Origin of the sequence: Phaeobacter sp. PT47_59, from assembly GCF_028890025.1 — a bacterium.
In the GTDB taxonomy this organism is placed as follows: Bacteria; Pseudomonadota; Alphaproteobacteria; order Rhodobacterales; family Rhodobacteraceae; genus Phycobacter.
Map to the genome: position 1 here is coordinate 220437 of NZ_JARCJL010000004.1, position 26080 is coordinate 246516.

The 26080-nt window shown below is 62.6% G+C and carries 23 protein-coding genes and 1 tRNA gene; 8 read left to right on the forward strand and 16 right to left on the reverse strand.

Annotated features, from left to right (window positions below):
* Positions 1-42 precede the first annotated feature (42 nt).
* The 11 genes from PXK01_RS05680 to PXK01_RS05730 all read right to left on the reverse strand — a co-directional run bounded on the left by PXK01_RS05680 (position 43) and on the right by PXK01_RS05730 (position 11066).
* Positions 43-1362 carry a glutamine synthetase family protein gene (locus PXK01_RS05680; protein ID WP_274859206.1) on the reverse strand — a complete coding sequence of 440 codons (1320 nt, stop codon included), beginning with the start codon at positions 1360-1362 and terminating at the stop codon, positions 43-45.
* A gap of 146 nt (positions 1363-1508) precedes the next feature.
* Positions 1509-2315, reverse strand: coding sequence for an ABC transporter permease (locus PXK01_RS05685; RefSeq protein WP_274859207.1), 807 nt, complete (start codon positions 2313-2315; stop codon positions 1509-1511).
* Entirely contained in the window at positions 2312-3193 is an 882-nt protein-coding gene (locus PXK01_RS05690; protein WP_274859241.1) for an ABC transporter permease, read from the reverse strand. Before PXK01_RS05690 ends, PXK01_RS05685 begins: the two co-directional genes overlap by 4 nt.
* Before the next feature lie 127 nt (positions 3194-3320).
* Positions 3321-4031, reverse strand: a complete 711-nt coding sequence (locus PXK01_RS05695) for a transporter substrate-binding domain-containing protein (protein WP_274846654.1) — start codon at positions 4029-4031, stop codon at positions 3321-3323.
* A 41-nt stretch (positions 4032-4072) separates the two neighbouring features.
* Positions 4073-4885 (reverse strand): ABC transporter ATP-binding protein, encoded by an 813-nt coding sequence (locus PXK01_RS05700; protein WP_274859208.1) that lies wholly within the window; start codon positions 4883-4885, stop codon positions 4073-4075.
* 123 nt (positions 4886-5008) lie between these two features.
* On the reverse strand, positions 5009-5794 hold the full coding sequence (locus PXK01_RS05705; RefSeq protein ID WP_274859209.1) for a phosphate/phosphite/phosphonate ABC transporter substrate-binding protein: 786 nt from the start codon (positions 5792-5794) through the stop codon (positions 5009-5011).
* On the reverse strand, positions 5791-6231 hold the full coding sequence (locus tag PXK01_RS05710; RefSeq protein ID WP_274846678.1) for a tellurite resistance TerB family protein: 441 nt from the start codon (positions 6229-6231) through the stop codon (positions 5791-5793). The genes PXK01_RS05705 and PXK01_RS05710 overlap by 4 nt, the downstream gene beginning before the upstream one ends.
* A complete protein-coding gene (locus PXK01_RS05715; protein WP_274846657.1) occupies positions 6231-6695 on the reverse strand; it encodes a tellurite resistance TerB family protein in 465 nt (154 codons plus the stop codon). The genes PXK01_RS05710 and PXK01_RS05715 overlap by 1 nt, the downstream gene beginning before the upstream one ends.
* Before the next feature lie 41 nt (positions 6696-6736).
* Positions 6737-7030 carry a DUF1330 domain-containing protein gene (locus PXK01_RS05720; protein WP_274859210.1) on the reverse strand — a complete coding sequence of 98 codons (294 nt, stop codon included), beginning with the start codon at positions 7028-7030 and terminating at the stop codon, positions 6737-6739.
* A gap of 172 nt (positions 7031-7202) precedes the next feature.
* Positions 7203-10340 (reverse strand): valine--tRNA ligase, encoded by a 3138-nt coding sequence (locus PXK01_RS05725; protein WP_274859211.1) that lies wholly within the window; start codon positions 10338-10340, stop codon positions 7203-7205.
* A gap of 282 nt (positions 10341-10622) precedes the next feature.
* Positions 10623-11066, reverse strand: coding sequence for an Lrp/AsnC family transcriptional regulator (locus PXK01_RS05730; protein WP_274846660.1), 444 nt, complete (start codon positions 11064-11066; stop codon positions 10623-10625).
* A gap of 133 nt (positions 11067-11199) precedes the next feature.
* On the opposite strand from PXK01_RS05730, the gene PXK01_RS05735 reads away from it, so the two are divergent.
* From PXK01_RS05735 to PXK01_RS05745, 3 genes are read left to right on the forward strand one after another with little or no spacing between them, the layout of a single operon-like run.
* Positions 11200-12357, forward strand: a complete 1158-nt coding sequence (locus tag PXK01_RS05735; protein ID WP_274859212.1) for a type III PLP-dependent enzyme — start codon at positions 11200-11202, stop codon at positions 12355-12357.
* Between the two features lie 43 nt (positions 12358-12400).
* Complete coding sequence (locus PXK01_RS05740) at positions 12401-14698, forward strand: xanthine dehydrogenase family protein molybdopterin-binding subunit (protein WP_274859213.1); 2298 nt, start codon at positions 12401-12403, stop codon at positions 14696-14698.
* On the forward strand, positions 14676-15758 hold the full coding sequence (locus PXK01_RS05745; protein WP_274846663.1) for a DUF2235 domain-containing protein: 1083 nt from the start codon (positions 14676-14678) through the stop codon (positions 15756-15758). The genes PXK01_RS05740 and PXK01_RS05745 overlap by 23 nt, the downstream gene beginning before the upstream one ends.
* Positions 15759-15776: 18 nt before the next feature.
* On the opposite strand, the gene PXK01_RS05750 is transcribed toward PXK01_RS05745, so the two are convergent.
* Together PXK01_RS05750 and metF are read right to left on the reverse strand one after the other, a co-directional pair.
* Positions 15777-16268 carry a PaaI family thioesterase gene (locus PXK01_RS05750; protein ID WP_274846664.1) on the reverse strand — a complete coding sequence of 164 codons (492 nt, stop codon included), beginning with the start codon at positions 16266-16268 and terminating at the stop codon, positions 15777-15779.
* Between the two features lie 98 nt (positions 16269-16366).
* Positions 16367-17236, reverse strand: a complete 870-nt coding sequence (gene metF, locus PXK01_RS05755) for a methylenetetrahydrofolate reductase [NAD(P)H] (RefSeq protein WP_274846665.1) — start codon at positions 17234-17236, stop codon at positions 16367-16369.
* 95 nt (positions 17237-17331) lie between these two features.
* On the opposite strand from metF, the gene PXK01_RS05760 reads away from it, so the two are divergent.
* Complete coding sequence (locus PXK01_RS05760; protein WP_274846666.1) at positions 17332-18237, forward strand: LysR family transcriptional regulator; 906 nt, start codon at positions 17332-17334, stop codon at positions 18235-18237.
* A 63-nt stretch (positions 18238-18300) separates the two neighbouring features.
* On the opposite strand, the gene PXK01_RS05765 is transcribed toward PXK01_RS05760, so the two are convergent.
* Positions 18301-19341: an NADP-dependent oxidoreductase gene (locus PXK01_RS05765; RefSeq protein ID WP_274846667.1), complete on the reverse strand. Its 1041-nt coding sequence runs from the start codon at positions 19339-19341 to the stop codon at positions 18301-18303.
* A 220-nt stretch (positions 19342-19561) separates the two neighbouring features.
* Between PXK01_RS05765 and PXK01_RS05770 the strand changes: the two genes are divergently transcribed.
* Entirely contained in the window at positions 19562-20347 is a 786-nt protein-coding gene (locus tag PXK01_RS05770) for an inositol monophosphatase family protein (RefSeq protein WP_274859214.1), read from the forward strand.
* 104 nt (positions 20348-20451) lie between these two features.
* On the opposite strand, the gene PXK01_RS05775 is transcribed toward PXK01_RS05770, so the two are convergent.
* Positions 20452-21234 carry a rhomboid family intramembrane serine protease gene (locus PXK01_RS05775; protein ID WP_274846669.1) on the reverse strand — a complete coding sequence of 261 codons (783 nt, stop codon included), beginning with the start codon at positions 21232-21234 and terminating at the stop codon, positions 20452-20454.
* Between the two features lie 61 nt (positions 21235-21295).
* Positions 21296-24721: a bifunctional proline dehydrogenase/L-glutamate gamma-semialdehyde dehydrogenase PutA gene (gene putA, locus PXK01_RS05780; protein ID WP_274859215.1), complete on the reverse strand. Its 3426-nt coding sequence runs from the start codon at positions 24719-24721 to the stop codon at positions 21296-21298.
* A 129-nt stretch (positions 24722-24850) separates the two neighbouring features.
* Between putA and PXK01_RS05785 the strand changes: the two genes are divergently transcribed.
* The 3 genes from PXK01_RS05785 (at position 24851) to PXK01_RS05795 (ending at position 26068) form a co-directional block, all read left to right on the forward strand.
* Positions 24851-25321, forward strand: a complete 471-nt coding sequence (locus tag PXK01_RS05785) for an Lrp/AsnC family transcriptional regulator (protein WP_274859216.1) — start codon at positions 24851-24853, stop codon at positions 25319-25321.
* Between the two features lie 21 nt (positions 25322-25342).
* Positions 25343-25918, forward strand: a complete 576-nt coding sequence (locus tag PXK01_RS05790; protein ID WP_274859217.1) for a histidine phosphatase family protein — start codon at positions 25343-25345, stop codon at positions 25916-25918.
* 74 nt (positions 25919-25992) lie between these two features.
* Positions 25993-26068, forward strand: a tRNA-Val gene (locus tag PXK01_RS05795).
* Positions 26069-26080 lie beyond the last annotated feature (12 nt).

The following is a 26080-nucleotide window of genomic DNA, read 5'->3' on the forward strand; positions in this document are numbered from 1 at the left end:
ATCAAATTCACCCTATCCGATACATGATGCTCGGGCAAGAGATCATACCGCCTCAAGCCAGGACAGCCAGTGGGCCTCTTGCGGGCGGTTGGCGAATTCGGCCAGTTCCTGCCGTTTTGTCATCACCAGGTTGCGGATTGCCATGGCGGGCAGAATGCGGGCGATCAGCGGATCGCTTTCAAACAGATCGATGGCCTCGGCCCAGCTGGCGGCAAGCTGTGGCAGCCCCTTGATGTCGTAGATATTGCCGCTGGAGGGGGCGGGGGGCTGCATCGCGTCTTCGATCCCCACGAGGGCCGCGCCCAGCACGGTGGCCAGCATCAGATAGGGGTTGATGTCGCCGCCCGCGGCCCGGTGTTCGATCCGGCGGGCCTTGGGGCTGCCGCCGGGGATACGGATGGCGGCGGTGCGGTTTTCATAGGCCCAGGCGGCGCTGGTGGGCGCATGGGCGCCGGGGATCAGCCGGTCGTAGGAATTGCCGTGCGGGGCAAAGATCAGCGTGCTGGCGGGCATCGCCGCCAGACAGCCGGCCACAGCATTCAGCAGCAGGTCGGACCCGGTATCGGTGCCATTGTCGAAGATGTTGTCCCCGGCCTCATCCACCACCGAGAAATGCACATGCATGCCGTTCCCGGCCTCTTCGGCATAGGGTTTCGCCATGAAGGTGGCGGCAAATCCGTGTTTGCGCGCCAGGCCCTTGACCAGGGCCTTGAACAGCCATGCATCGTCGGCGCAGCGCATGGCGTCCTGGTGATCGAGGTTGATTTCGAACTGGCCGAGGCCTGCTTCGGAAATGGCGTCCTTGGCGGGGATGCCCATCGCCTCGGCGCCCTCATAGACATCGGAAAAGAAGGCATCAAAGGCATCAAGCTCGGCCACCGATAGCACCGATTGCTGATCCAGCTCGCGCCCCGTCAATGGGTCAATGGGCGGCCCCGGCTGCGCCCCGCCGTCATCCACCAGGTTGAACTCCATCTCGGTCGCGGCAACGACTTTCCAGCCGCGCGCCGTGTAGCGCTCCAGCACCTGCGCCAGAACCTGGCGTGGATCGCCGAGGAAGGGCGTGCCGTCCTCCAGAACCATGGTCATCGGGATCAGTGCCGAAGGGGTGCTGAGCCAGGGCATGGGGACAGCGCCGCGATCCGTTGGCAACAGGATGCCATCGGCATCGCCGGTCTCAAAGACCAGCGGGCTGTCCTCGATGTCGCGGCCCCAGATATCCACGTTCAGAACCGAGACAGGCATTCGGGCGGTGCCGTCATCCAGTTTGAGGGCAAGGCTTGCGGGCATGCGTTTGCCGCGCATCTGTCCATTCATGTCACAGGCGGCAATGCGGACGGTTCTGAGGCCAGAGAGGTCCATTTGGGGCTCCATTGTTGGTGCTCATAGTTCTACCGGAGCCAAGGAAAGACGCAATCAAAATTTGATCAAAAAAATCCGAGAGTGAGGATCTGCACGAAAAATGGCCCCCGAAGGAGCCATTTCTACCTGTTGCACTGCAGGTGATCTTAGCGAATGAGGTTTGGCTTCAGCCTCAGTTTTGCCCTGCGCTCTTGCGGGACATGCCGGTTCAGCCATTTGTTCACCAGGCCAAAGAGACCGATGATCAAAAGCGTCAACAGGATGAAGTAGAAGGCCAGGATCGGGTAGGGGACAAAGGGATTGAAGGTCTTGTCCGCAAAGTAGTTCGCATAATAAAGCGCATCGCCCTTTTGCCGCCAGGCCGGAAAGCCGGAAAAGAACACCAGCGTGGTGGCGTGAAACAGGAAGATCGCCTCGTTGGTGTAAGAGGGCCAGGCCAGCCGCATCATCGTTGGCCACATGATGCGGCGGAAGCGGTGCCAGCCGGTCAGACCATAGGCATCGGCCGCCTCGACATCGCCGCGGGGGATCGACCGCAGCGCCCCGTAGAAGATTTCCGCGCTATAGGCAGAGGTGTTGAGGAACAGAACCACCAGCGCCCCAAGCCAGGCCGAGGAGAAGGCATCCAGAATCGGCGAGATGCCTTTCAGCTCCAGGAACAGGAAATAGGCAAAGAAGAACTGGATAAAGAGAGGCGAGCCGCGGAAGACGAAGATGAACCACTCCGCCGGTTTGCGCCAGATCGCAGAGGGCGAGTTCTTGGCCACCGCCAGAAGGTTGGCAAAGAAGAAGCCGCTGATGACCGCCAGGGTGCCAAAGTAGATGTTCCAGATCATCCCCGATCCGATCAGGGTGAAATGCTCGCACAGGGTGAAATCGCTGCGGGGCAGCAGGCGTTCGCCATAGCCCAGCGAACGGATGGCATAGGCTTCGATGGTCTCAAGACAGCTCATGTCGCTTTCCTTTGCGCTTCGCCGCCCAGCGTGGCTTGTCCATGCGACAGACGGGCCGAGATCCGCTCCAGCACCACCTCGGACACCTTGGTGAAGGCGAGGTAGAAGACCAGCAGCGCCAGGAAGTACCACATGCGCCAGTCGCCATGGGGGTAGTCGGTGAACTTGGCGGTCTTGCTGCCACCCAGCTCGCGCGCCCAATAGACGATATCCTCGACGCCCAGGAGGAACAGCAGCGGCGTGGCCTTGATCAGCACCATCCACAGGTTCGACAGGCCGGGCAGGGCGTAGGTCCACATCTGCGGCACGGTGATGCGCCAGAAGGCCTGTCGCCGGGTCATGCCATAGGCTTCGGCGGTTTCGATCTGCGCGCGTGGCACGGCGGTCATGGCGCCATAAAGAACATTGGCGGCAAAGGCGCCAAAGACGATGGCAAAGGTCACCACAGCAAGGGTAAAGCCGTAGACCTCGTGGATCCATTGCGGCGAGGTCCCAAGCGGCATCTTGGCAATGTCACAGACTAGGAAATCGCTGCCCTGGCGGATCGGCTGATCCCAGTCGGGGCATTTGATTGTGTGACGCAGCCATTCGATGCCCTGATCCAGCGCGATCACGAAGAACAGGAAGAAGGCGATGTCCGGCACGCCGCGCACGATGGCGATATATCCCTTGCCCAGCCAGGACAGGGGCAGGAAATGGGCGCGCGCCGCGATGGCGCCGCCAAAACCGAACAGGAGCGCCATCGGAGCCGTGATGGCCAGCAGCAAGAGGACCGTCCCAAAAGCGACATAGAACCCCATGTGCTTTCCGGTGGTCAGGTAGCAGGACAGCCACTGGAGGCCCTCCAGGCTGGCCGGGTCTGAGCAATAGGAAAAGATGGCTGACCTCTTCGTCTATGTCACGCGCGCAGCGCCTTTACAGGGCGGAGCGCGGGAGCAACTGGAAAATACAGCAAAGGGGAGCCTTGCCCCCCTTTGCCAGTCATTTGGAAAGGGCAGGCAGGGCTTACCAGGTGCCGCCCACTTCCCATTTGGTGATCAGCGCGTTCAGGCTGCCGTCTTCCTTCATCGAGGTGATGGCCGCGTCGAATTTGCCGCGCAGCTCGTCATCGCTTTCGCGGAAGGCCATGCCGATGCCACCGCCGAGCGGGACATCGCCGCCGACGAACATCAGATCAGAGCCTTCCACCTGCGGCTCCAGGAAGTCCTTGTCGGCCAGAACCGCATCGGCTTCGCCAGAGACGACGGCCGCGATGGTTTCATCCGGGGTCGGGTATTCGACCAGGGTGGCGCCGGTGTCGACCACGTGGTTGGCCTGGATGGTCGCGGTCTGGGCTGCGATGATGCCACCGGCCAGGTCCACATCTGCGGAAAGTGCGGCATAGGCCGAGGGCGACGGCGGGGTGTAGCCTTGGGTGAAGTCGACGACTTCCTCGCGCTCCGCGGTGATCGACATGCCGGCGATGATGGCGTCATAGTTGCCCGAGGTCAGGTTGGGGATGATCGAATCCCAGTCGTTGGTGACCCACTCGCAGGTGAGTGCGGCGCGCTTGCACAGCTCGTCGCCCAGCTCGCGCTCGAAACCGTCCACTTCACCCTTGTCGTTGATGAAGTTGTAGGGAGGGTAGGCGCCCTCGGTGCCAAGGCGCACGGTGTCTGCCAGAGCAACGCCCGCGGTCAGGGCCAGGGCAGCGGTGCCGAGAAGAATGGATTTCATGAGTTTACTCCCGTTTGGTTGGTTATTGGTCGTTTATTGTCTTAGCGTTTGGTCGAGGACAGGAAAGCCTTCAGGCGTTCGGATTGGGTGTTGCCAAAGACCTCGTCCGGGGGGCCTTGTTCCTCGATCAACCCTTGATGCAGGAAGACGACATGGTCCGATACATCGGCGGCCATGTTCATGTCATGGGTCACGATCATCATGGTGCGCCCTTCGGCGGCCAGATCCTTGATCACCTTCACCACTTCCTGTTCCAGTTCCGGGTCCAGCGCCGATGTGGGTTCATCGAACAGCAGCGCCTCGGGCTCCATGCACAGGGCGCGGGCAATCGCGGCGCGCTGCTGCTGCCCACCCGAAAGCTGCGCCGGGTAGACATCGCATTTGTCGCCGATGCCGACCTTGTCGAGATACTTGCGGGCAGAGGCTTCGACCTCGGCACGGTCGCGTTTCAGCACCGTCAACGGCGCTTCCATCACGTTTTGCAGAATGGTCATATGGGACCAGAGGTTGAACTGCTGGAACACCATCGAAAGATTGGTTCGGATGCGCAGCACCTGTTTGGGATCGGCGGGATGGCGGTGTTGGCCGCTGCCGCTCCATTGGATCGGTTCGCCCTTGAATAGAATCTCGCCTTGCTGGCTGTCCTCAAGCAGGTTGCAGCAGCGCAGAAGCGTGGATTTTCCAGAGCCGGAGGAGCCGATCAGCGACACGACCGAGCCGCGCGGCGCGGTGATATCCACGCCCTTGATGACCTCCAGATCGCCATAGGATTTGTGCAGGCCACGGATCTCCAGCACGGGCGTGGTGTCTGTCTCAGGCGTCGTAACGGTCATGGCGGTGGTCAAGGTCAGCATCGTCCGGTTGGTGAAATTTTTCTTTATTGGACCCAAAAAAAGGCGGAATGCAATGTGCAAACCGCCTGATCTGGTCGGGAATGCTGCGAATTGGGCAGTGCTGTCGACAAAATGATCGGCGGTTTACGCCTTTGCGCGCGCGCGGATCTTTTGCTCGGTCAGAACCGGGCCAGGGGGGGTGGGAACCGCCAGGTAGTCGGCCATCGGGATCTGGACGATCCCCTTGAGATGCAGCGTCTCGGCGGCTTCGGCGTCCAGGGTCGCAATGGCCTGTTCCAGCGCCTCGAACAGCACCTGCGGATCATTGCCAAGTGCTGTGATGAAGGGCAGTCCCGGCGTGGCGCCCGTGCGGTCAACCACCTGCAAATCGGCGGCAAAATCGTCGTATTTCTGGATCATCTGCCACGACAGGATATCCAGAGCCGCAAAATCCGCGCGCCCCTCGGCAACGGCCTGCGCCGATTCCCTGTGGCTACCGGTTTCCAACAGGCTGCCGGGTAAGAGCCCTGCGTCCTGCATATGGATCAAGGGCCCGGCCCAGCCCGATTGGGACAGGCTGTCGTTATAGGCAAATGTCTTGCCGTCAGCCTGCGCAAGGGTGCCGATGCCGCCCTCCTTGCGGGTGACAAAGACGCTGTAGTAATGGCCCGGCGCGCAGCCTTCATGGCCATAGTCGGGCGTGCCCACCAGCTGCACCTCGCCGTAAAGACGCGTGCGCAGCGGGCAGCCGCAGGTCTGCCCAAGCACCAGATCCTTGGCGGTCCAGGCCGACCAGGCATCCTTGTTGCGGTCGGGAGCTTCGGGCAGCCCGTCAAAGGATCCCGCCAGCGCGTTGCGGATCGCGCTCCACAGCCGGTCGTTGGCCTCGGCGGTCTCCGGACGATCATACATTCCGAGATAGGCAATCATTGCGCGGCCTCCGCCCGTTGTCTGGCCAGGGCGCTGTCACGATCATTCACCCCCAGCAGGCTGGAGGACAGCCGCAACAGCGTGTCTTCATCGGCATCCCGCTGGCCATCGGCCAGGGCCACCTGCCACAGTGCCTCGATCACCGCGATCCGGTCGTCGTAGAGCACCGCATCCTTGATCGCCCGGGTAAAGCGCACCGTGTCGGGGGCTTCTGCCTCCATCGCTTCGGCTTCTTCGCGCAGCAGGATCGCGCCGCCCATGTCCAGCCCGTAGCGCGACTGGTTGATGCGGTCGATGCGGTCCTTTTCCACCTCGGCGTAGTTATGGTCGGACCGCGCGACCCGCACCAGAAGCGCGGTCAGGGCAAGGCGGGCATCGCTGTCGCCCAGGGTTTCCTGGGCCGGAGACAGCAGGCGCTTCAGTAGTTCCTGGAACATCATTCACCCTTTCCTGTCGGGGCGCCCAGCTTTTGCCGAGCCCGTTCCCGCGCGGCCTCATTGTCGGCATAGGACAGCCCCATGGCCTTGCGCGCGTCCTCGACGATCTTGACCTCGCCCTCGTGTTCGTTGCCATCCGCCAGCACCACCTCCCACAGCGCATCCAGCGCCGCCAGCCGTTCGTCCAGCCCGGTGGTTTCGCGGATCAGGCGCCCGAAGGTATCGGTTTCCGGGGCCGCCGCATGCAGTTTCTCGCAGTTGGCGCGGACCTTGGCGGCCTCGATCGCATTGTGCTGGTAAAGCCGCGCCAGGATCCGGTCGATCAGGCTGATCTCTTCCAGCTGATAGTCCCGATCCGACTGCGCCACGCGCACCATCAATGCGCCAAGCGCCAGTTCGGCATCCGGGTCCGGCAGGGCCGGGGGTTGCGGCGGGCGAAGGGCCTGGAAGAACTTTTTCAGCATGAGGTCAGATTACCCTGCAAATGAACAGCGGCCAACGGCACTTAGCCATCATAGCCTTCGATGATTTCCATATCCCCGGTCGAGACCGGGTCACGCAAGGCCTTGGCATCCTGGTAGGCAACCGAGTCGTAACAGGCCTTGGCGGTTTCAAAATCCTTGAATTCGATCACCACCGTGCGGGCGCGCATCTTGCCTTCGCGCACTTCCTTGGGGCCGCCGCGGACCAGGAATTTCGCGCCGTATTCTGCAAAAGGCGCTGCATTTGCCGCCACATAGTCCTTGTAACGTTCCATGTCATCGACATCGACATGGGCCACCCAATATCCTTTTGGCATGCGGAATCCCTTTATTGTTTTTGCCAAGCTGAAACAGAAGAGGCGCAAAGACAATGGGCTGCCTTGGCCGATTTTCCCCGTTTCCTGCTTCAAAATCTCAAAAATGCGTTAGAAATGGCAAGCAAATTCAAAGGAAGCCGCCCACATGCGGTGGGCGGCTATGTCTTGACCGTCAGCCGATCTCGGAGAGACGGGCGAGCGCCTCTTTGATCTTGGTCTCTTCTTCTTCGCGCAGCGCCAGGTTCTCGCGCGCCTCTTCCACCACCTCATCCGGGGCGGAGGCCACGAATTTCGGGTTGTTCAAACGCCCACGCAGACCGCCCAGCTCCTTGGCCAGCTTGCCAAGGGTCTTTTCCAGGCGCGCCTTTTCCTCGTCGATGTCGATGATATCGGCGAGCGGCAGCCCGAAGGAGGCACCGGGGGCCGAGATCGAAACGCAGCCCTTGGGCAGGGCATCCACCTTGGTCAGGCTGTCGATGCGCGCCAGACGTTTGATCAGCGCCTCGTTGCGGTCCCAGGCGGTCTGGGCGGCCTCATCGATCTCGGTCACCAGCATGGCCACTTTCAGGCCTGCGGGCACATGCATCTGGGCGCGGGCGGAGCGGGTGTTCTCGATCACCGAGATGACCCAGTTAATTTCCCGGTCGGCCTCGGCATTGACCAGATCGGCGGCGGTATAGACGGGCCAGTCGGCGTGCACCAGCATCTTGGCACGGGTGCCGGTTTGGCCCCAGAGTTCCTCAGTGATGAAGGGCATGATGGGATGCAGCAGGATCAGACATTGATCCATCACCCAGCGCATGGTTTCGCGGGTCTCGGCCTGGGCAGCGGCGTCTTCGCCCTGCAGAAGCGGTTTCGAGAGTTCCACATACCAGTCGCAGACCTTGCCCCAGACAAAGGCGTAAAGCGCCTGCGCCGCATCGTTGAAGCGGAAGGCGTCCATTGCGGCATCCACCTCTTCGCGCACGCGGGCGGTCTCGCCGATGATCCAGGCGTTGACGGCCTGCGCGGGCATCAGATCCGCAACGGACTTCTGCGGTACCGCATCGGTGAAGACCTCGTTCATCTCGGCAAAGCGGATGGCGTTCCAGAGCTTGGTGCCAAAGTTCCGGTAGCCCGCGATGCGCTGCATATCGAGCTTCAGCACGCCGCCAAGCGAGGCCATCGCCGCATTGGTGAAGCGCAGCGCATCGGCGCCGTATTCGTCAATGATATCCAAGGGGTCGATGACATTGCCGGTGGATTTCGACATCTTCTTGCCCTTGGCATCGCGTACCAGGCCATGCAGGTAGACGGTATCAAACGGGATCTGATCCACGACGGCGAGCTGCATCATCATCATGCGGGCGACCCAGAAGAACAGGATGTCCTGGCCTGTGACCAGCGTCGAGGTCGGGAAGTATTTTTTCAGTTCCTCGGTATCCTCGGGCCAGCCCAGCGTGCCGATCGGCCAAAGGCCGGAGGAGAACCAGGTGTCGAGCACATCGGGGTCGCGCCAGACCGGGTAGACCAGTTTGGTCGGATCCTGCGTGGTCTCATATTCGGCCAGGGCGGCAGCGAAGGCATGAACCGCCTCGGCGCGGGTTTCGACCTCGACCACAGCGGCGTGGTTCAGCGGGGCGGGCAGGCCGACAAGAATGTCGTCGAACTGCGATTTGACGCTGTCGAAATCGGCGGCGCAGTGGCGCGGCTCTTCCCCGATCAGCAGCTTCTGTTCCCACATCAGGCGCAGGTTTTCCACCAGATCAAGGGCGCCGTCGCCTTCATCGTCGGTGAAACCTTCGCCCGACAGATCGAAGCCATACCAGACCGGGATCTGGTGACCCCACCACAGCTGGCGTGAGATACACCAGGGTTCGATGTTCTCCAGCCAGTGGTAATATGTCTTCTCACCGCTTTCGGGCAGGATCTTGACGGTGCCGTTCTTCACGGCCTCCAGCGCCGGGCCGACGACCTTTTCGGCGTCCACGAACCACTGGTCGGTCAGCATCGGCTCGATCACCACCTTGGAGCGGTCCCCAAAGGGCTGCATGATCGGCTTGTTCTCGACCAGCGGCACCAGGGTTTCCACCTCGTTGCCGTCCTCGTCCTTGGTGGTCTCCTTGACCATCACGGCAAGGCCCTCGGCGGTGATCTGCTCGACAACGGCCTTGCGCGCCTCGAACCGGTCCAGACCGCGCAGGTCTTCAGGCACCAGGTTCACGGCGTCGGCTTCGGCCTCAGACAGGGTCTGCTCACCCTTGGCGACAGCCATGGCGGTGGTTGCGGCCTCGGCATAAGGCGCACCATCGGCGCGCATCGCGCCCTTGGTGTCCATCAGGCGGTACATCGGGATGCCGCCGCGTTTCGCGACCTGATAGTCGTTGAAATCATGGGCACCGGTGATCTTTACCGCGCCCGAACCGAAGTCGGGATCCGGGTATTCATCGGTGATGATCGGGATCAGGCGGCGGTGTTCCTTGGGGCCGACGGGGATTTCCACCAGCTTGCCCACGATGGGGGCATAGCGCGCATCATCAGGGTGCACCGCAACCGCGCCATCGCCCAGCATGGTTTCGGGTCGGGTGGTGGCGATGGAGATGTAATCGCGCACCTCCTCCAGGGTGACATTCCCGTCCTCGTCCTTTTCGACGTAGGTATAGGTCGCACCACCCGCCAGCGGGTATTTGAAATGCCACATGTGGCCCGCGACTTCGATATTCTCCACCTCAAGGTCGGAGATCGCGGTTTCGAAATGCGGGTCCCAGTTCACCAGCCGCTTGCCACGGTAGATGAGGCCCTTGTTGTACATATCCACGAAGACCTTGATGACGGCATCGTGGAAATTGCCCTCTTCGCCTTCGGGCGCACCGGGGGCGCCGGACATGGTGAAGGCATTGCGCGACCAGTCGCAGGACGCACCAAGGCGTTTCAGCTGGTTGACGATGGTGCCGCCGGACTGGCTTTTCCATTCCCAGACCTTTTCGAGGAAAGCGTCCCGCCCCAGCTCCGCGCGGGAGGGCTGCTGGGTGTTCGCCAGTTCGCGTTCCACCACCATCTGGGTGGCGATGCCGGCATGGTCTTGCCCCGGCTGCCAGAGCGTGTCGAAGCCCTGCATGCGCTTCCAGCGGATCAGGATATCCTGCAGCGTGTTGTTGAAGGCGTGGCCCATGTGCAGAACGCCGGTGACATTGGGCGGCGGGATCATGATGCAATAGGTGGAGGCCTCGGGCTTGGCATTTGCGCCGGCCTTGAAGCAACCGGCCTTTTCCCAGGCCTCATACAGGCGGTGTTCCGCCTCGGCTGCATTGAATGTCTTTTCCATCGCCATCGGTTTGGTCCTGCGTGCATGTCAATTCGGATCGCTCCCTCCCTTACAGAAGGGGGCGGCAAAGGGAAAGTGGGAAGGCGGGGCAGGGCGGGGGCACCAGGATAACGGGCGGCCGGGTAACGGTGGCTTAACACTGCCTTGCTAGTGTTAAAGATGAAGAGAACAGCGGGCCCTTCCCTCCTCCCGCAATTCACAAAGCCGCCCGGCCAGACTTTGATGCGGGTCACCGCAAAGTTGGCCGGGCGCACTAGTTTTCAGGTACATATCACTCGGGTCGAGCGCCTATCCGCGCATCCCGCTGCGGTCCAGTTTGGTGGCCAGATGGATCAGGCTTTCGGAGGAGCGCACGCCGCGCGCCTCGCCGATGCGGTCGATGGTCTCGTCCAGTTCATCCGTGCTTTGGGCCACCACCTGCGCCAAGAGGTCGAAGCGCCCGGACGTGGTGTGAACGACCTCGACGCCGGGCAGGCTGCGCAACCGCGCCAGCACGTCGGGGCCGCTCCGCGGTTCGATCGAGATCAGCACCGTGGCCTGCAGCGGCGGACGCGCGGCAGGCGACAGTTTCAGCGTATAGCCCGAGATCACGCCAAGGGTCTCCAGCCGTTCGATCCGCGTCTGTACCGTGGTGCGGGCAAGCCCCATGCTCCGGGCGAGCTCGGCCACGGATCGCCTGGCATTGTCCCGCAACAGCGACAGAAGTTGCCGGTCTGTTTCGTCGATCTGCATGAAGTATTTGCCTATTTGCCGATATTTTCCGTCACTATAGGCAATGTGACGGCGGGAATCGACGTGGAACTGCGGGATATTGAACGAAAACCGGCAAATTCGCCCTGACTGTCCAACCGAGGTCCCGTTTTCGATGCAGCATATCCCTCCGCTCTGGCTTGACCCTGAAACCCACCTTGCGCGCCGCACCCCGGATCACCCGATCCTCTATTTTGCGCCGCAGGTATTGCATCAGACGGCGGAGCGGTTCCTGTGCGGTTTTCCGGGGCTGGTGACCTATGCGGTCAAGGCCAACCCGCATCCGGCGGTGCTGTCCAATCTGGTTGCGGCGGGCGTGTCTGCCTTTGATGTGGCCTCGCCTGCGGAAATGGAGGCGGTACGGGCCGCCAGCACCGATGCGGTGATGCATTACAATAACCCGGTACGCTCGGAAGCAGAAATCGCCGCCGGGATTGCCCATGGTGTGGCCAGCTGGTCGGTGGATGACGCCAGCGAGCTGGAGAAACTGCGCGAGGTGCCGCGGAGCTGCGAGATCGCCGTGCGGTTTGCTCTGCCTGTCGCGGGTGCGGCCTATGATTTTGGCAGCAAGTTCGGCGCCGCACCGGAAGAGGCTGTGGCGTTGCTAAAAGAGGTCGCCGCGATGGGCTGGACGCCCGCCTTGTGTTTCCATCCCGGCACGCAATGCGAAGATGCCGCGGCCTGGGTCGAATATATCCACGCGGCGCGCCGGATCGTCGATGCAACGGGCGTCAAGGTGGCGCGGCTGAACGTGGGCGGTGGCTTCGCCGCCAACCGCAACGGCAATGCGCCCGATCTGGAGAGTGTCTTTGCCGCAATCGGCGCCGCCGTGACCGAGGCTTTTGGTGCCGAGGCGCCGCAGCTGATCTGCGAGCCGGGCCGCGCCATGGTGTCAGAGGCCTTCACCCTGGCGGCCCGTATCAAGGGGCTGCGCAAGGGGGGCGAGGTGGTCTACCTCAACGACGGGATCTATGGCGGGCTTGTCGATATCCGCGACATGGGCCTGCCGGGGCGGGTCGAGGTCGTAAGCGCCGAAGGCCGACACAGGAGAGCTGTGCGAAAACCCCGCATCGTCTTTGGCCCGACCTGCGACAGTCTGGATCGCTTGCCGGATGGCCTGCCGCTGCCCGAAGACAGCATGATCGGCGACTATGTGCTCTTTCCTGGGCTTGGTGCCTATTCTTCGGCCATGAGCACCCAGTTCAATGGATATGGGCTCTCTGACGTGGCGACCGTGATCGCCCTCTCTGGACAAGCGGGCCGCGAAGGCTAATGTCGGCCCCAAAGCAAGCACCACGCGCGCGGAGGGGACGAGCATGCAGAAATTCGGAAAAAGCCAGCCAGTCAAACGCACCGAGGATGTCCGGTTTCTGACCGGACATGGGAGCTATATCGAAGACGCCGCGCCGAAGGATGCGCTGAAGACCTGGGTGTTGCGCAGCCCGGTGGCCCATGGGGTGATCACCGCACTCAACGTCGATGACGCCCGCGCGGCCGAGGGCGTGCAGATGGTCGTGACCTATCAGGACTACGTGGATGCCGGATATGACACGGGCATCGATGGCATCCTGATCAAGAACCGCGATGGCAGCAGCGCCGCGGCACCGCATCGCCCGATGTTGGCCCATGACCGGGTGCGCCACGTGGGCGAGCCGGTGGCCGTTGTCGTGGCCGAAACGCTGGATCAGGCGCGCGATGCGGGCGAGCTGATCGAGCTGGAAATCGACGATCTGCCGGTCAAGCTGGACATTGTGCCGGGCGGCGAACCCTTGCACCCCGATGTGCCCGACAACCGCGCGTTCGACTGGGGTATGGGGGATGAGGCGGCCACCGAAGAAGCATTTTCCAAGGCGGCCCATACCGTATCGCTGCAGGTCGAGGACAACAGGATCATCGTCAATGCGATGGAGCCGCGCGGCTGTTTTGCCGACTGGCGCGAGGACCGTCTGCATTTCACCTTTGGCGGGCAGGGCGTCTGGGGTGTGAAGGGCAACCTGGCCAAGAAGCTGCGCCTCGACGAGGAACAGGTGCATGTGGTGACCCCGGATGTGGGAGGCGGTTTTGGCATGAAATCGCAGCCCTACCCGGAGTATTACGCGGTGGCCCATGCCGCGCGTGTGCTGGGGCGGCCCGTCCTGTGGATGGGGGACCGCTCCGAATCCATGCTGTCGGACAATGGCGGACGCGATCTGACCTCGCTGGCGGAACTGGCCTTTGACGAAGATTTGAAGATCACCGCCTACCGCGTCCATACGCGCTGCAACCTTGGCGCCTATAACGCGCCCTTTGGCCAGATCATCCAGACCACGCTGTTCAGCAGGGTTCTGACCGGCGTCTATGACATCAAGACAGCCTGGCTTAGCGCAGAGGGGATCTATACCAACACGACGCAAGTCGATGCCTATCGCGGCGCAGGCCGCCCCGAGGCGATCTACGTGCTGGAGCGCGTGATGGACCGCGCCGCGCGCGAGCTGGGCGTGGATCCCCTCGAGCTGCGCCGCCGCAACTTTATCGCCCCCGCCGCCTTCCCCTATCCGACAATCGTGGGCGAAACCTACGATGTGGGCGATTTCAACCGGGTGCTGGACCGCGCCGCCGAAGAGGCGGATCTGGCTGGGTTTGCCGCGCGCAAGGCGGCGGATGCAGGCAAGGGCCTGCTGCGCGGCGTGGGACTGTGTTACTATATCGAAAGCATTTTGGGTGATCCTTCGGAAGGCGCGGAAGTGGAGTTTCTGGAGGACGGCCGGGTGAACATCTATGTCGGCACGCAAAGCAACGGACAGGGGCATGAAACCGTTTATGCTCAGTTCCTTGCCGATCAGACCGGCATCCCGGCAGAGCAGATTTCCGTTATCCAGGGCGACAGCGACCTGATCGCGCGCGGCGGCGGTACCGGCGGCTCACGCTCGGTCACCACGCAGGCCACCGCGACGCTGGCTACTGTGGACAAGATGATCGAAGCCTTTACCCCCTTCCTGGCAGAGGAGCTGGGCGTTGACGAAGACGCTGTGGATTTTGACGGTGAAACCTTCCGTGCACCGGGATCGAACCTGACGCCGACTTTCGTGGAGGCCGCAGAGATGGCCCGCGCGCAAGGTCGCACCGATCTGCTGCGCCATTCTGCGCGGGCCACGCTTCCGGGGCGCTCGTTCCCGAACGGGGCTCATATCTGCGAGGTGGTGATCGATCCCGAAACCGGCGCGGCCGAGGTGGATCGCTATACGGTCGTCGATGATTTCGGCAATCTGATCAACCCGGCCCTGGCCGAAGGACAGGTGCATGGCGGTGTCGCCCAGGGGCTGGGGCAGGCCATGCTGGAACGGGTGGTCTATGACAGCGAAGGTCAGCTGCTCACGGCATCGTTCATGGACTATGCCATGCCAAGGGCCTCTGATGTGCCCATGATGGGATTTGCGACCGAAGCCGTGCCCTCCACCCAGAACCCGATGGGGATGAAGGGCTGTGGCGAGGCCGGAACGGTGGGCGCCATGGCGGCGGTCGCCAACGCGGTGCAGGATGCGGTCTGGGCGCGCGGCGTGCGCCAGATGGACATGCCGTTCACGCCGCTGAAACTATGGGAAGTGCTAAGGGATGAAACTGTCGCGGCTGAGTAAACGTCTGCTTGGATGGCTCGGGCGCCCCTTGCGCTCGGAACATTCCGGCGAGACCGCGATGCGCGGGCCGCAGGCCCATGTCATCATCCTGGATGGCACCATGACATCCCTGCGCCCCGGCGAGGAATCCCACGCCGGGCAGACCTACCAGATGTGCCGTGAGATGGGGCCCGAGGTGTCGGTGTTCTACGAATGCGGCGTGCAGTGGAACGGCTGGTCCAGCGCGCGGGACGTGATCGTAGGCAAGGGCATCAACCGGCAGATCCGCCGGGCTTATGGCTATCTCGCCTCGCGCTACCGTCCCGGTGACAGCATCTACCTGTTCGGCTACAGCCGGGGCGCCTATGCGGTGCGATCACTCGCCGGGGTGATCGGCGAGGTGGGGCTGTTGCGCCCCGACCATGCGACCGAGCGCAATATCCGCACCGCTTACCGGCATTATCAGGAAGGTCAGGACCCGGACGTGGCCCGCGCCTTTCACGATGCCTATTGCCACAGCGAAGCCCAGATCGAGATGATCGGTGTTTGGGATACGGTGAAGGCGCTGGGCTTCCGCCTGCCGATCCTGTGGCGCTGGGCCAAGGATCCGCATGGGTTCCACAACGACAAGCTTGGCCCCCACGTGAAGAATGGCTACCACGCCCTGGCCCTGGACGAGACGCGGGATGTCTTCGCGCCGGTGCTGTGGTCCTGCCAGGACGATTTCAACGGCCGCGTCGAGCAGATGTGGTTCCGCGGCGCCCATGGTGATGTGGGCGGGCAGCTGGGCGGTGCCGAGGAGGCACGCCCCCTCGCCAATCTCTCGCTCGTCTGGATGCTGGAAAAGGCCGAGGATTGCGGCCTTCCCCTGCCGCAGGACTGGCGGATGCGCTTCCCGGTGGATCCAAACGCGCCTTCGGTCGGAACCTGGCGCGGTTGGGGCAAGATCTTTGTCCTGCGCAGCCGCCGCCGTATCGGTGAAGATCCAAGCGAGCGGCTGCACAGCAGTGCCAAGGGCTATGTGATCAAGGAAAAACGGTCTCCGTGGCGCCTGTTCTGGCCCTGGCGCACGGCGCGCTGAAGCACAGGGGGCTGCCGCCTAGCCTTTGGCCGGTGGCAGCTTCATCACGATGCAGGTGGTCGATCCGGTGGCATAGAGCTTGCCATCCTCGACGCCGCGGATTTCCCCATGGGCAACACCGGTTGAGCGGCCCACGTGATCGATTTCCCCGGTGCAATCCACCGTCATGCCAAGGGGGATCGAGCGCAGGATGTTGATCTTGTATTCCAGCGTCGTATAGGCAGAGCCCTTGGGGACCCGGGTCATCACCGCGCAGGCCATGGCGCTGTCCAGAAGGGTTCCGTACCAGCCGCCATGCACGGTGCCCATCGGATTGGTCATGGCAAACTCAGGCGTGCCGCGAAACACCACGCGCCCATCCGCAACCTCATGCAGGCGATAGCCAAGCTCTGCGCCAATGGGCGGGCCGGGCAGCTTGCCATCGAGGATGCCTTGCATGAACTCAAGGCCGGAAAGCTGGGTGATTTCCGCCAGCGGCAAAAGATCAGCCGGGGATTTTGCGGTGAACATGATACGCCTCATCCAATTGAATTGCCCGGCGACAGGGCCGGGCAAACAGAGTTCCATTTTGGAATGAGCCTAGGGGCGCATCAGAGGGGCAGCAAGACTTACGCCACGTTCTCGAACGAGACCTTGGGCGTGATGCCAAGGGCAAAGCAGACATCGCGGGTCAGCTCGGGGCGGTTCAGCGTGTAGAAATGCAGCTTGTCGACGCCGCCTTCCAGCAGCTCGGTGCACAGCTCGCTGCACATCGCGGTGGCCAGCAGATCGGCGCGGTCATCGCGCAGCGCCTTTTCAAAGGCCTCCTCGACCCAGGCCGGGATCTTGGTGCCGCAACGGCGGGCAAAGTTGCGCGCGCCTTTCCAGTTTTCGATCGGCAGGATGCCCGGTGTCAGTTTCGAACCATCGATTCCGGCCTTCTCGCAGGCATCGCGGAAGCGGAAGAAGGTCTCCGCCTCAAAGAAGAACTGGGTCAGCGCCTCATCCGCGCCCGCATCCAGCTTGCGTTTGAGCCAGTCCACATCGGCCTGGGCGGTAGCGGCTTCGGGGTGCTGATCGGGATAGGCGCCGACACGGATGGTGAATTTGCCGGTCTCCGCCAGGGCTTCGATCAGTTCGACCGAATTGGCAAATCCTTCGGGGTGGGGCGTGAACTGGCCTTCGCCCTTTGGCGGATCACCGCGCAGGGCAACGATTTCATTGACGCCGGCTTCGGCAAAACGGTCTGCGATTTCAAGGGTTTCCGCCTTGGTCGCCTGCACGCAGGTCAGATGCGCGGCCACATTGAGGCCGGAGGATTTGTGCAATGTTGCCACCGCATCGCGGGTCAGGTCCCGGGTGGTGCCACCGGCGCCATAGGTCACCGAGACAAAGCGCGGGTCCAGGGGGGCCAGGGTCTGCACGGTGTCCCACAGGCGGAACGACGCCTCCAGCGATTGGGGCGGGAAGAATTCAAAAGAGATGTCAGGGGTCTTCATTTTGGGGATCTCCGACTGAGTTGAGCTCTTGTCGCACAGGTGGAATTGTGAAACAAACTCATAATTCTCAAGAACAACATGAGCAATGCGACAAGATGCATCTGGAGTTCCGTCATCTGCGTACCATCAAGGCCATTCATGAGGCCGGTGGTCTGGCGCGCGCCGCCGATCAATTGAACATCACTCAAAGCGCCCTCAGCCATCAGATCAAGGGGTTGGAGGAACAGGCCGGGGTGGAGCTGTTCCTGCGCCGCTCCAAGCCGATGAAGCTGTCGCCTGCGGGGCTAAGGCTGTTGCGCCTGGCCGAGCAGGTCTTGCCGCAGGTGGAGGCGGCCCAGGCCGAGTTTGCCAATCTGCGTGAAGGCCACGCCGGACGGATGCATATCGCGATTGAATGCCACGCCTGTTTCGAATGGCTGTTCCCGGTACTCGAAGCCTTCCGCAAAAGCTGGCCCGATGTGGATGTGGACATTCGGCCCGGTCTGGCCTTTGACGCGCTGCCCGCGCTGCAAAAGGAAGAGGTGGATCTGGTGGTCTCCTCCGACCCCGATACGATTCCGGGCGTCGAGTTCATCGAGCTTTTTGATTACAAACCTGTTTTCGTGGCGTCCTCGCAAAGCCCGCTGGCGGCGAAACCCTTTGTGGAGGCCGAGGATTTCCGCGATCAGACCCTGATCACCTATCCGGTGGAAAAATCCCGTCTGGATGTGTTCAGCCAGCTTCTGATGCCGGCCGGGGTGGAGCCTGCCGCGATCCGCCAGGTGGAACTGACGGCGGTGATCCTCTTGCTGGTGGCCTCGAACCGTGGCGTTTCGGTGCTGCCGGACTGGGTGGTGCGCGAGGTCAAGTATTCCTCGGATTACGTCACCCGCCCGCTCACGAAGAAGGGGATCACCCGCAGGCTCTATGCGGCGGTGCGCAGCGAGGACCGGGAGAAACCCTATATGCGGGAGCTGATCCGCCTGGCCAAGATCGAGGCGCGCAAGCTGCAACAGCAGTGATCACAATGGAAGACGCCCGCCGTCATGGGACGGCGGGCGCTGTCATCTTCGGCTCTGGCTGCCTCAGATCAGCTTGACGATCTGCTTGCCGGTATTGCCGCCCTTCAGCATCGAACGGAAGGCATCCGGCGCATTCTCAAGACCGCTCGCGATATCCTCAAGGAAGCGGATTTCGCCCGATGCGACCTTGGGGGCGACTTCCTTCAGAAACTCCGGGTAGCGGTCGAAGTGGTTGGAGATGATGAAGCCGTTGACCGACAGGAACTTGACCAGGATGTTGCGCCAGATATTGGGACCGGTCAGCGCCGCATCCGAGGCCCCGGCACCAAGGCCGCCGGCGTTGTACCAGGCGATCATGCCGCAGATCGGGATGCGGCCGTGGGAATTCATCAGCGGCAGCACCGCCTCCAGCACCTTGCCGCCGACGTTTTCGAAATAGATGTCGATCCCCTTGGGGCAGGCTGCGGCCAGATCCTTGCGCAGGGATTTTGCATCCGCATAGGCGCGGTGATCCAGGCATTCGTCAAATCCGAAGGTCTCGGTCGCAAGCTTGCACTTGTCCGCACCGCCCGCGATGCCGACCACCCGCAGGCCAGCCAGTTTTGCAAGCTGCCCGACCATGGATCCCACCGGGCCGGTGGCGGCGGCCACCACCAGGGTTTCGCCCGCCTGCGGGCGTCCATAGGCGGTCAAGCCATGCCATCCGGTAAACCCGGGCATGCCGAGAACGCCAAGCGCAGCGGTGATCGGCCCCTGCGCGGGGTCGAGTTTGCGCAGCTCCTTTGCGGGCAGGCAGCCGTGGCTGGCCCAGCCCAGCATGCCAAAGGCAAAATCGCCTGGCTGGAAATGGGGGCTGTTCGAGGCGATCACCTCACCCACGGCGCCGGCCTCCATGGTGCCGCCGATCGGCACTGGCGCGGCATAGGATTTTGCATCATCCATACGCCCGCGCATATAGGGGTCCAGCGACATATAGTGCGATTTCACAAGGACTTCGCCTTCGCCCGGTGTGGGCATGTCGACGGTTTCCAGGCGGAAGTTGTCGTCTGTTGGCTCACCATCCGGGCGGCTGGCCAGCACGATACGCTGCATCTGTTCTGTCATTGGGTTTCTCCTCCCTGTTGTTCGCATCCAAGGCGTTCGTTGATCTGAACTCTGTGGTTCAGTTTTGCGCAATGCAACCCATTGCGGGAATAACCCGACGGAACATGTGCGGTGAGGATCCCTTGTCGCGCCGGGCATTCACTCTTGGCAACGGGGGATAGGGCGCGTATAGGCACGGTTTGACCGGCATCTCCCCCGACCGATACAGGAGTCTGCAGACATGATTGGCAGCGCGAACCTCAACGTGATGATCAAGGCCGCCCGCAAGGCAGGCCGCTCCCTTGTGAAAGACTTTCGCGAGGTCGAGAATCTGCAGGTCTCGATGAAGGGTGCGGGGGATTTTGTCTCCAAGGCGGATATCGCCGCCGAGAAGATCTTGAAGGACGAGCTGATGGGCGCACGCCCCACCTACGGCTGGCTGGCCGAGGAAGGTGGAGAGACCCCCGGCGAGGATCCGACACGCCGCTGGATCGTCGATCCGCTCGATGGCACCACCAACTTCCTGCACGGCCTGCCGCATTGGGCGATCTCCATCGCGCTGGAACACAAGGGCCAGGTTGTCGCGGGTGTGATCTATGATGCTGCCAAGGACGAGATGTTCTTTGCCGAGAAGGGCACCGGTGCCTGGATGAACGACACCCGGATCCGTGTGTCGGGGCGCCATCGGATGATCGAATCGATCTTTGCAACTGGTCTGCCCTTTGGTGGACGTTCCGACCTGCCTGCGACCCTGCAGGACCTGGCGCGCTTGATGCCTGCCTGTGCTGGTGTGCGCCGCTGGGGCGCGGCGGCGCTGGACATGGCCTATGTCGCTGCGGGTCGCTACGACGGCTTTTGGGAGCGCCGTCTCAACGCCTGGGATCTGGCAGCCGGCATCATCATCGTGAAAGAGGCCGGCGGGTTGATCGAGGCGATCGATCCCGAGCAAGGCATCCTGGAGAGCGGCGAGGTCGTTTGCGCCAATGAGGCGATCTACGAGAATTTCACCAAGGTGATCCGGGGCTGACGCCCAAGCAGAGTTACCCACATGAAGGAACGCGTTCAGCCCCCTCGGCTGGGCGCGTTTTTTCTGTGCGTCCACAGGGCTGGAAGGCAGGGCTGTGGATAGGATTACTTGCCCCAGGGGCCAGGGTTGCGCCTGCCTGCATCCACCCGGCGCGGAATGCGCGGAACGCGGGTGGCGCTATAGCTGTACTGGGTTTCCGCATGCGGTGGCTGCCCGTGGGTGCGGCCCCAATAGGCAGGGCCGCCCCGTTTCAGCCATAGGGGCAGGCACAGCACCATGCCGACGACAAAGCCACCGGCATGCGCCCAATAGGCGACACCGCCCGTATCCGGGTCCGAGCCAAGCCCGCCGACAAACTGGATCACGAACCACAGCCCCAGCATGATGAAGGCGGGGATCGAGAAGACCCTGAAATAGATGATCAGGATCAGCAGGATATCGATCCGCGCCTTGGGGAACATCAGAAGGTATCCTCCCATCACCCCGGCAATCGCGCCGGAGGCCCCCACCGTGGGCACCATGGACATGGGCGCCGCCATCACATGCAACACTCCTGCACCGATTCCAGAGAGAAGATAGAACCCCAGGAATGGCAGGTGGCCCATCTCGTCTTCCAGATTGTCGCCAAAGATCCACAGGAACAGCATATTGCCCGCGAGATGCATGAAGCCCGCATGCAGGAACATGGAGGTGAACAGGGTTCCAAAGCCGCCCCCGTAGGAAACCTCGCGCGGGATGATGCCGTAGCTATAGAAGAACCCGGCCATCGATCTGTCGCTGGTATAGGTCGTGATGGCATAGAGAAACACCGCCACATTCGCAGCCATCAGCAGGTAGACGACATAGGGCGTGCGCCCCGATGGATTGTGATCGCGCAGCGGAAACATGGGGCGAACGCTGGGCCGGTTTCAGCCCAGCGTCAAGGGGTTATCGGGTAAGGCTGCCGCTTCAGGCCGCACCGCCCAGCAGGGCCGCATTGCCGCCCGCCGCCGTGGTGTCGACGCAGACGTGGCGTTCGCCATGAACACGCGCAGGGTCCGGCTTACCGGGGATCAGCGGAATGATCGGCCCCTGCCGTTTGGCAAGGGTCTGCTCGATCCGGCGGGCAGTATCCTCGTCGCCCCACCACAGGACACCGGCAATGCCCTCGATGAACTGCAAACGGTGCAGGTCGAACAAGCCGCTTGCCTCAATGGCAGTCCCGCCAAGCGCATGGACCGCCTGGGCCTGGGCTGCAGCCGCTTCGGCCCCCGGCCCAAGGCACAACAGTGGCGGGCGGGCCGATGTGGTCAGCCGGTTGGATTCGCCGGTGGGGCCGGGCAGGGAGGTTGTTGCCGCCGGTGCCGCCGTGCCGCTTGCCGGAGGCAGTTCGGTCATCGAGGCCTGCCAGGTCTCGGTGCTGCTCTGGCGATCGGGGGCGCAGAAGCGCGCCATGTAGTTTGGCCCGCCCGCCTTGGGGCCGGTGCCTGACAGGCCTTCACCACCAAAGGGTTGGCTGCCGACGATGGCGCCGATCTGGTTGCGGTTGACGTAGATATTGCCGGCGTGGATCCGGTCGCAGACATGCTGCACCCGGTCGTCGATCCGGGTGTGCAGGCCAAAGGTCAGCCCGTAGCCGGTGGCGTTGATATCGTCGATCACCTGATCCAGATCCTGTGACTTGAACCGCGCCACATGCAGGACGGGGCCGAAGATTTCGCGCTCCAGGGCGCCGATGCCGGACACTTCGATCAGGGTGGGGGCCACGAAGGTACCGCCCTGGGGTGTCTGCATCTCCTTCAGCACGCGTCCCTCGGCACGGGCCTGATCTATATGGGCCAGGATGCCCGCGCGCGCTTCGGCGTCGATCACCGGGCCGCTGTCCACGTCCAGATGCCAGGGATCGCCGAGGGTCAGCACATCCATGGCGCCTTTCAGCATCTTCAGCAGATCCTCGGCGATGTCCTCCTGCACGTAGAGGCAACGCAGGGCGCTGCAGCGCTGACCGGCAGACTGAAAGGCGCTTTCGATGATCGATTGCACGGCCTGCTCCGGCAGGGCGGTCGAATCCACGATCATCGCGTTCAACCCGCCGGTTTCCGCGATCAGCGGCGCCCCGGGGCGCAGGGTGTCAGCCATGGCGCGGCGAATGCGCAGGGCGGTCTCGGTAGAGCCGGTGAAGGCCACGCCCGAGACACGCGGATCCGAAGTGAGCGCCGCTCCCACCCGGCTGCCCGGTCCGGGCAGCAGCTGCAGGGCGCTCTGCGGAACGCCTGCCGCGTGCAGCAGTTCGACCGCGCGATGGGCAATGAGTGGGGTTTGCTCGGCCGGTTTGGCCAGCACCGCATTGCCGCTGGCCAGAGCCGCCGAGATCTGCCCGGTGAAGATCGCCAGGGGGAAATTCCAGGGGGAGATGCAGGTGAACAGGCCAGCGGGCGCCGCATCGGGGATGCGGGCGGCGTAGTAGCGCAGGAAATCCACCGCCTCGCGCAGCTCTGCCACGGCATCGGGAATAGATTTCCCGGCTTCGCGCGCCAGCAACGCAAACAGCTCACCATAGTGTTCCTCGTAGAGGTCGGCGGCCTTGTTCAGGGCTGCAGCGCGGGTTTCGGCTGAGGCGTCCCAGGGGTGGGCTGCAGTCAAGGCGGTTTCCACATCGGCGTCGCTGGCCGGGGCAAGCTGGCCCACGGTGGTCAGATCTGAGGGGTTTGTCACATCCTCGGCGGGTTCTGGCGCGGTGTCGCCTGCCAGCAGCGGAGCGGCACGCCAGTTGTGGCTGCGCCAGGGCGCGCGGGCCTGTTCGATTGCGGCCAGTGTCGGGGCATGGCCCAGATCAAACCCTTTCGAGTTCGCGCGCTCTGGCGCAAACAGCTCCGGTCCGGTGGGGATGCTGCGGCTGATGTCTGCCACGGCATCAAAGGGATCTGCGGCCACCACTTCGGGCGGCACGTTTTCATCCACGATCTGGTTCACGAAAGAGGAGTTGGCGCCGTTTTCCAGCAGGCGCCGCACCAGGTAGGCCAGTAGATCGCGATGGGCGCCGACCGGGGCGTAGATCCGGCAGTTGTTGCCATTCTGCTCCTTGACCATCTGGTGCAGGGTCTCCCCCATGCCGTGCAGGCGCTGGAATTCGAACAGGCTCTTGTCTTCAGCCATGTGCAGAATGGCGCTGACGGTATGGGCGTTGTGGGTGGCAAACTGCGGATAGATCCGATCGGTCATGCCCAGTAGTTTGCGGGCGTTGGCGATGTAGGACACATCGGTCAGCGCCTTGCTGGTGTAGACCGGGAATCCATCGACGCCTTCGACCTGGGCGCGCTTGATCTCGGTGTCCCAATAGGCGCCCTTGACCAGGCGCACCATGAAGCGGCGGTTGTACCGCTCTGCCATTTCATAGAGCGCATCGATGGCAAGGCCCGTGCGCGGCCCATAGGCCTGCACGACCACGCCGAAACCGTCCCAGCCCGCCAGCGAAGGGTCCGAGACCACAGCCTCGATCACCTCCAGCGACAGCGACAGCCGGTCGGCCTCTTCCGCATCGACGTTCAGCCCCATGCCAGCGGCCTTGGCCAAGAGCGCCAGCGCCTTCAGGCGTGGCACCAACTGCTCCATCACGCGCGCCTCCTGGGCCAGCTCATAGCGTGGATGCAGGGCCGATAGTTTCACCGAAATGCCGGGGTTCTTGCGAATGTCATCGCTGGTGCAGGCGGCGGCAATGGCTGAGATCGCCTTGGAATAAGACAGGTGATAGCGGGAGGCATCCGCCTCAGTCCGGGCGGCTTCGCCGAGCATATCGTAGGAATAGGTATAGCCCTTCGCCTCCATGCCCGCGGCGCGTTTCATCGCGCTTTCGATGCTTTCACCCAGCACGAATTGGCGGCCCATTTCCTTCATGGCACGACCCACGGCGGTGCGGATGACCGGCTCGCCCAGGCGCTTGATCGCGCCGCGCAGCGCCCGCACCGGGCTGGGCTTGTCTTCGTCCAGCACCTTACCGGTCAACATCAAGGCCCAGGTCGAGGCATTGACCAGCGGTGAAGAGGAATGACCCAGATGCTTGCCCCAGTCCGAGGGGGCGATTTTGTCCTCGATCAGCGCATCGATAGTGTCGGCATCCGGTACCCGCAACAGCGCTTCGGCCAGGCACATCAGGGCAATGCCTTCATCGGTGGAGAGCCCGTATTCGGCCAGGAAGACCTCCATCAATCCCGGTGCGGAGTGGCCGCGAATGTCCTTTACCAATGCCGCAGCATTCGCACAGATCGCCTGCCGCGCGCTGGTGGTCAGCGCGGCTGTTGCAACCAATTGGTCGCGCATGGCGGTCTGGTCCACATAGGTCCCGGCATCGATGCGATCACGTAGCTTTTGGAACGGGGTGTCAGGTGTTTGGGGCATGCAGAAATCTCCAACATGGCAAGGTGCCGGGTCTAATGATTAGAATACACTTGAATGATGAGGCTAATCGCCCGATCATATGGGCAATGCTGTGCAAATGACCTGATGTTTGGTGCAAAGACTGTGCAAATGAACTTTTCCGATCTTGATCGATACGACCGGGCGATTCTGAGCGTGCTGGCAGAGGATGGCCGGATTTCGGTTGCGGACCTGGCGCGCCGTATCGGTCTTTCGAAATCACCGACCCAGACGCGCCTGAAACGGCTGGAGTCTGAAGGGGTGATCACCGGCTATCGCGCGCTGGTGGATCCGATCCGCCTGGGTCTGGATCACGTGGCCTTTGTCGAGGTGAAGCTGGACGACACCCGCGAGGCGGCCCTGTCGCGTTTCAATGCGGCCGTGGTAAAGGTGCCCGAGATCGAACAGGTGCATATGATGGCGTCGCATTTCGACTATCTCTTGAAGGTGCGTACCCGCTCCATGTCCGCCTACCGCGAGGTGCTGGGAGAGCGGATTTCATCCCTGCCGCATGTGGCCTCGACCTCCACCTATGTGGCGATGCAGGCGGTGAAGGAAGACGGCGCCCTTGCACAGCTATAACCAATAATAAGGAAATTTCAGATGAGCGATTACCCGAAGATCTGGCTGCTGCGCCATGGAGAGACCGAGTGGAACGCCGAGCGACGCGTGCAGGGGCAGCTGGAAAGCCGCCTTAGCGAACGCGGGATTGGCCATGCCCGGCGTCAGGCCGAGATTATGGCGCCGATTCTTACGGCCGAGAACCCGCCTTGTTTTGTCTCGCCCCTGGGGCGGGCGCAGCAGACGGCAGAGATCGCTTTGGCAGCACGGCGTTTTGAAACGGATGCACGGCTGGCCGAAGTGCATGCTGGTGATTTCCAGGGTCACAGGCTTGCGGATCTGAAAGAGGCGGATCCGGGGTATTTCGAACGTAACTCGACCCCGATGGATATGTTCTGCGAAGCACCGGGCGGTGAGGGCTATGGCCCGTTTTATGCGCGCACCCTGGCCTTTCTGGAAACGCTGAGCGGGCCATCGGTTGTTGTGGCCCATGGATTGCTTGGCCAGGTGATGCGCGGCATTGTCTGCGGGCTGGACCGGCCCGCACTGGCGCAGCTGGAGAATGGACAGGGCTGCGTTTATGTCCTGGAGCGGGGCGTGGAAACTGTTCTGCGCTGATCTGCATTTGTTGCAGAAAAAACGTGATGCACCTCTTGCACAGGCTTTGGGATTTCTCTAAATCCCAGCCCAGCGGGTGATTAGCTCAGTTGGTAGAGCGCTTCGTTTACACCGAAGATGTCGGGAGTTCGAGTCTCTCATCACCCACCATTCCAACCTTTT